Annotated in this window: 7 protein-coding genes; 3 read left to right on the plus strand and 4 right to left on the minus strand. The window is 44.3% G+C overall.

Annotation, left to right across the window (positions count from 1 at the left end; all coding sequences use genetic code 11):
• The 4 genes from IT291_00185 to IT291_00200 form a co-directional block, all read right to left on the minus strand.
• The coding region (locus tag IT291_00185; GenBank protein ID MCC6219639.1) for a hypothetical protein at positions 1-596 on the minus strand (596 nt) is incomplete at its 3' end.
• Position 597: 1 nt separating this feature from the next.
• The gene (locus tag IT291_00190; GenBank protein ID MCC6219640.1) at positions 598-1,512 is read right to left on the minus strand and encodes a hypothetical protein; all 915 of its coding nucleotides are present in this window, start codon (positions 1,510-1,512) and stop codon (positions 598-600) included.
• Positions 1,500-1,907 (minus strand): hypothetical protein, encoded by a 408-nt coding sequence (locus IT291_00195; protein MCC6219641.1) that lies wholly within the window; start codon positions 1,905-1,907, stop codon positions 1,500-1,502. Before IT291_00195 ends, IT291_00190 begins: the two co-directional genes overlap by 13 nt.
• A complete protein-coding gene (locus IT291_00200) occupies positions 1,892-2,362 on the minus strand; it encodes a hypothetical protein (GenBank protein MCC6219642.1) in 471 nt (156 codons plus the stop codon). The genes IT291_00195 and IT291_00200 overlap by 16 nt, the downstream gene beginning before the upstream one ends.
• 183 nt (positions 2,363-2,545) lie before the next feature.
• Here IT291_00200 and IT291_00205 point away from each other — a divergent pair, with 183 nt between their 5' ends.
• The 3 genes from IT291_00205 to IT291_00215 all read left to right on the plus strand — a co-directional run.
• Positions 2,546-3,991 (plus strand): GMC family oxidoreductase, encoded by a 1,446-nt coding sequence (locus IT291_00205; protein ID MCC6219643.1) that lies wholly within the window; start codon positions 2,546-2,548, stop codon positions 3,989-3,991.
• Between the two features lie 2 nt (positions 3,992-3,993).
• Positions 3,994-4,443 (plus strand): hypothetical protein, encoded by a 450-nt coding sequence (locus IT291_00210; protein MCC6219644.1) that lies wholly within the window; start codon positions 3,994-3,996, stop codon positions 4,441-4,443.
• 115 nt (positions 4,444-4,558) lie between these two features.
• Positions 4,559-5,667, plus strand: a 1,109-nt coding sequence (locus IT291_00215; GenBank protein MCC6219645.1) for a glycoside hydrolase family 99-like domain-containing protein, incomplete at its 3' end; no start/stop codon positions are given.

Genomic DNA, 5,667 nt, shown 5'->3' on the forward strand with positions numbered 1-5,667 from the left:
ACATAAACGGGCTCTAAACCCTCCAAATTACCCATTATCACTCCCCCCTGCGACAGATTCGAAGCGAAACCTACGCAAGTCCTGCTAGAACGGTTTTCTGATCCCTCCTTACTTCCTGTGGTAGCTCTCGCCCACCTAGTACAAACATCACTAGCTCCTTTTAAATTATCAAAAAGCTCTCCCCAATTAGGTAGCACTGGCTTTTCTTCCGACGTGCTGCGGATAGAAACTAAAACGCTCTCCCTTCGCTTAACTCCCAAATAGCTAGCTCTACCATTAAGCATCACAACTGAAGCCGGTCCAGTTCTAACGAAAGTGGCGCTATCACCACGTAAATTTAAAATGCTATCTAAAGGAAACTCTTCCTGGTCAACAGAACTTAAAAGTTGCCAAACATCAGCTCTCGCTAAACTCTCTGCGCTAAGTGCAGCAGTTTCGACTTGCAGCACACCAGCCATTCTTTTTATGATTTTCCAAACAAACAATGACTGCACAGACAACAAAGCCATAAGCACCAGCACAGCAATTATTACATAACCACCATTTGCTTTGCCATTGCCAAAAGCCCTCCTCGCCAACTCGCTCTGCGCTTTCATACTACAAAATCAAATCAATCGGATGATGTGCTTCTACATTAGAAACATAGACGCTAAACGTTCGATGAGACATTTTCCTCTCAGCGTATCTAAGCCTAATGTAATAACTAGACACGCCACTTTCATGCTCGGAAGATATCTCTAACTGCTCTAACCCACCGACTATTGGTTGGTTCTCGGTAGAAATATGACTAAGGCGTCGCAACTCGCCATTTCGCGCCAAGTAAATCGAGTAACTTGCCTCCACTGGAATAAATAACTGCACCCTTCCCAACTCACTATCGCCACCGAAGCCACCTTTAAAAAACATAGCCCCCTTTGTCGGCCCAAACTTTGCTACAAATACTCGACCATATGGACAAGATGAACGGCCACTTCGCGACAATCTCACTTTCCCGCTGTACTCGCCAACGCCATCTATACTAACGCCAAGCCAATTATTGATTTCCGCAATACCCTCAGTCTTTGAATCGACGTCGCCAAAAAGACAGAGCATAGTAATATTAGCTTTCTTCTCATTCGCTGCTACTCTCAACACGCGAAACATTTTTTCCGGCTGCAGCTCAAGAAAGGATAATGCTATACTCTTGCCATCCGGCAGAATAGAACTCGCATACCGTCCTCTTAAGACATCCCGTTTAGATACGTCGACAATCTTTCCTCTCGGCTGGACTCTTAACCCAGCAATAGCGTGCAATCTAGTAGAATTTTTTACACCTTGAGAGATTACTTGCTTAGTCGTGCTGTAAATGTTGCGAGCGCGCTCCTTGTTTGAAACAAACAAGTAACTGTAGGTAGTGAGTTTTAGCAAGGGAGTAGACATTGAAAGAATTACTGCAACTAAACCCATAGCACACAGCAATTCTATAACTCCTGCTCCTCTAATACTGCTGCATCTATATTCTAGCGCGCCCATACGTTTGTCGCCTCGTAGACTTTACTTGATGCTTGGGGATTATCTTTTAAAGCATTCACCTCGCAGGAATAATACGAGTAAGCACTGTGCGCCGCCTCTTTCCTGCTTACTTGGCATGAGGCACTCAAGTCGCTATCAAATTTGTCCAGTGAAATGTCGACATCCATCGCCTCAGCCGCTTGCGACACTAAGCCTGGGAGCAATTTTGCTGCTTGCCTAAAACTTTCTAGCTCAGCCTTACGACTATCGAAATCGCTCTGACTCCTTAACGCTCCTTGCAGCGCCAAAGTCACTGCTAGGGCACTCGTTGCGAAGAGACATATTGCGACCAGCGCCTCTACGAGAGCCATTCCACTTAAGCAGCAAAAAACCGTTGGCCTTATTTTATAGTGCATTCAATCCTCCTAGCACCCCTTAGCGCCTGAATAATCGAGCAAGTGTCGGCATTTTTTGCCGTCAGTACGAAACGCCCAGGTGTAGCGCTCCCATCTTTTCTCAGCGTAAGCACATGGCTCTCTCCCTGTTCCAACTGTGCAAACTTTCCATCAATAGATACGACACTGAAGGACTCAATCGAGTGACCGGCCAGTGGCACTTCTTCACCACCACTAAAGCGCGCGGCTCTTAGGCCATCACCTGAATCTTTAACCCAGACACCTACATCCTCTCCAAAATAGAATGCCCTTTCGGAGTAGTGATCTAGCGCGCCCACAAGATCGTAGCTTACGCGCTTTAGGTCTCGCGCAATAAGTAACTCGCTCACCTTGAGGCAGGAAATACCAGCGCCAATAGCTACTATCCCCATGACGATTACTAGCTCAACTACCGACATTGCTCTATTGTTTCCCATAATGTATTTTTTTAGTTCTTATCGGCAATGAATTAAAAAAGTGACCGCAAAATAAAAAAGTTCTATCAATGCTATTGGAGACTCCTCAGCAGATATTGTATGTTTCCTATCCGGATACAGGGTAATTGTTTTTCTAAATGACATGCTGGGAATTTACTGCTGTTACTATTACTTACTTCGAAAATGCCAACGAAACGCCAAGAGAGTTTTGACCTCGTTTTAGCCGGAACTGGATTTGCCTCCTCTTTTTTTCTTTTAAAATATAGAGAGAAATATCCAAATGCTCGCGTTCTCGTTCTAGAGCAAGGCAATCACGACACTCATGAATGGAAAGTCGAGAACCGAAAGTTAATGGATCCAAGTGGCGTGGTATCTTCCATTGATTTCAGGACGACATTTATCAATGAAACGCCACCTAAGGATTGGATTTATACGCCGGGGCTAGGTGGTAGCTCTAATTGTTGGTGGGCGTGCACGCCGCGTTTCTTGCCAAGCGATTTAAAGCTTAAATCCACTTATGGCATAGGCAGTGACTGGCCACTAACTTATGACGAGCTCGAACCTTACTATGGCGAGGCAGAGCGGATAATGCTTATAAGTGGTGATTCAGAGAGATCTCCATTTAGGCGGAGTACTCCTTATCCGCAGCGTGCACACAGATTTAACAATGTCGATAAGCTGATCCTAAAAGAATATCCGGATAACTTCTATTGCATGCCATCGGCTAGGCCGAGAGCTTTTAGCGATAAGCGAGCTAAATGTTGCGCATCGTCTGTCTGCAATCTCTGTCCGATAGATGCAAAGTTTACAGTGCTAAACGAGTTAGCTCATTTGTATTTTGATTCAGCTACAAAATTAGAGCTCTCCTCGCAAGCAATTAGTCTGGACATTGAAAACAATACAGCAAAACAAATTCGCTATTTGCAAGCGGGTCGAGAGAAAACGGCTAGAGCGGAAATCTTTGCACTTGGATGCAATCCTATATTTAACTCCCAAATTTTATTGGCGTCTAGCATTAATAATCCGCTGATAGGACGCGGCATCAGCGAGCAGATGACCGTAAGTTGCGACGTGCTTTTGGATGGCGTAAAAAATTTTGACGGCAGCTCAGCTCTTACTGGGCATGGCTACATGTTTTACGACGGCGAGCATCGACGGAGTCGAGCCGCTTGCCTCTTGCAGACACAAAACATTCCAAAGATTCGCCTACAACGCGGTAAGTACACAGAGCGCGCCACTTTTAAATTCCTATTTGAAGATCTACCTCAGGCAGACAATTTCGTTAAATTATCAGATGAGGTCGGCAAGCCAAGCGTTCACTTTGCTAATTATTCGACCTACGCGATTCAGAGCCTAGCTCATATCAAGAGTATTTTCGAAAAAGCCTTTTCTAGCCTTCCCATTGAGTCGTATAACTTTTCAGAACCACTTCCTACCGACGGTCACATTTTGGGAACCGCGCCAATGGGAGAGAATTTAGAAACATCTGTAGTTGACAGGCAGCAGTTAATTCATGGGATTAGAAATGTATTTGTTTTGGGTGGAAGTTCGTTTTCTTCAGTACCACCGCCAAATCCAACACTTACGATATGCGCGCTGTCTCTGTGGTCAGCGGATAGGGGTCTATAGAAATGGCAACAATGCGCGTTTCTAGGAGATGTTTTTTGGGCCTACTAGCTTTCGCACCTATTGCAGCTTGGGGAGTGTCGAGCACAGCTTTTTTCTCCTACGAGCGGCTGGTGATTGAGGCGATTAGGAAGCGCTTATGGTATTTAAGTATCGACTCGGCAACTCTGTCTCGATTTGCCAGCGATTATACGAACGCGGTTCCAAAAAGCAGTTTATCTATTATGTTAATTGCCATTGGAGTAAATGTTGATGCGCTTTTTCCGCACATAAGTCGTTTAAGGAATAGAGTGGAGTATTTCGAGGAATATGTAGCAACGTATTTTCTAAACTGTTCAGATTTTTTTCATAATGGCGCAGATGAATCGAGAGAGGTTAAGTATCTAGGAATATCGTTTGCCGATATATACGAGCGTCCATGCAATAATCCATTTGCGAAATTTGAGGATTTGTAATCCACCACAATACATTATAGCATTAATCCACACTGACAACTAAATGATTTTAACAGTTTGCTCCAAACAGACACGCACGAGATGGATATTTGCTCGACTTGCACTACTGGCAGTTATGCTTCTATTCTGTTATTCCGCTCTATTTTCTAGTGGTCGACCAATTGCTGCTGAGGGATTAGTTTCGCCTGGATCTCTGCTTACTAGATTTCTAAACATAAATGTTTCGTTCTGGCTTCGCAGATTAATAGAGCCATCGCTTTGGATTTTAATTCTCTGTGTAATCGTCTCAGCCGCAACTACTAAAACAAGAAAGGTCGCTATCTATTACGGTTTAGCCGCAATTCTGCTGTGTGCTATAGTTTTTTTTGAAAGTTTCTTGCTCCACCCTCTTGTGCAGGATTCGATTGATCTAAGTGAATCCTTTTACTACTGGTCGCATTTCTTTTTAACAGCATCGGCTATCATTCTATTAGCGCTAGCGCCTAGCGTTGAACTTATGAGTATTTACCGCAGCAAGAGCATAGCAACATCGGTTCTGAGTTTTCGTGGGATTGTTATTTTTGTTTTTTTTATTACATCGCTACTAGGAGTGACTGGGGTTGTTGCTCAGGAGTTTTTTGTAAAGGCGCGTAATCCCTTGGTCGGCGCTCATTACTATCTGTGGTTCCCGGAAAACTGGGCTGGCGGTTATGTTGGGAAGGAACTGAGGCCACAAATCGCGCCTCTTTTGGGTGAATATTCCAGCAATGACGTAAACACCTTTGCCCAACACGTCAGTTGGGCAAAGGAAGCGGGGATTAATTTCTTTATCTTCGATTGGTGGCCCGAAAGACCGTCCTTTAGGAAGAGAATTCTCACTTACCTAAGAGATAGAAGTTTATGGGATGGGTTTAAGTTTGCCATACACTATGAAACTTTGGATCTTAAGACAGCAGAAAAATCGTCTGGCACTGAGGAAGATGCTAATGTGTTAGTTGCCAATGATGACCGCGGCAACAGAATGAAAAGGCACTGGGAGCACATTGCGATAAATTTCATGACCGATAAGTCTTATTTGCGAATAGATAATCGGCCAGTGTTGTTTCTTTACGCCACTAGGCACGTTGTTGGAGATGTGGCTAAAATGATTAACGACGCTAGGGACCACGTTAGAAGGAAAACCGGAACTGAGCTCTTTTTAGTGGGCGATGAGGTTTTTCCCAATGTGCTTACGATGGATAAAGA

The sequence above is a fragment of the Deltaproteobacteria bacterium genome (assembly GCA_020845775.1).
Lineage (GTDB): Bacteria > Bdellovibrionota_C > UBA2361 > SZUA-149 > JADLFC01 > JADLFC01.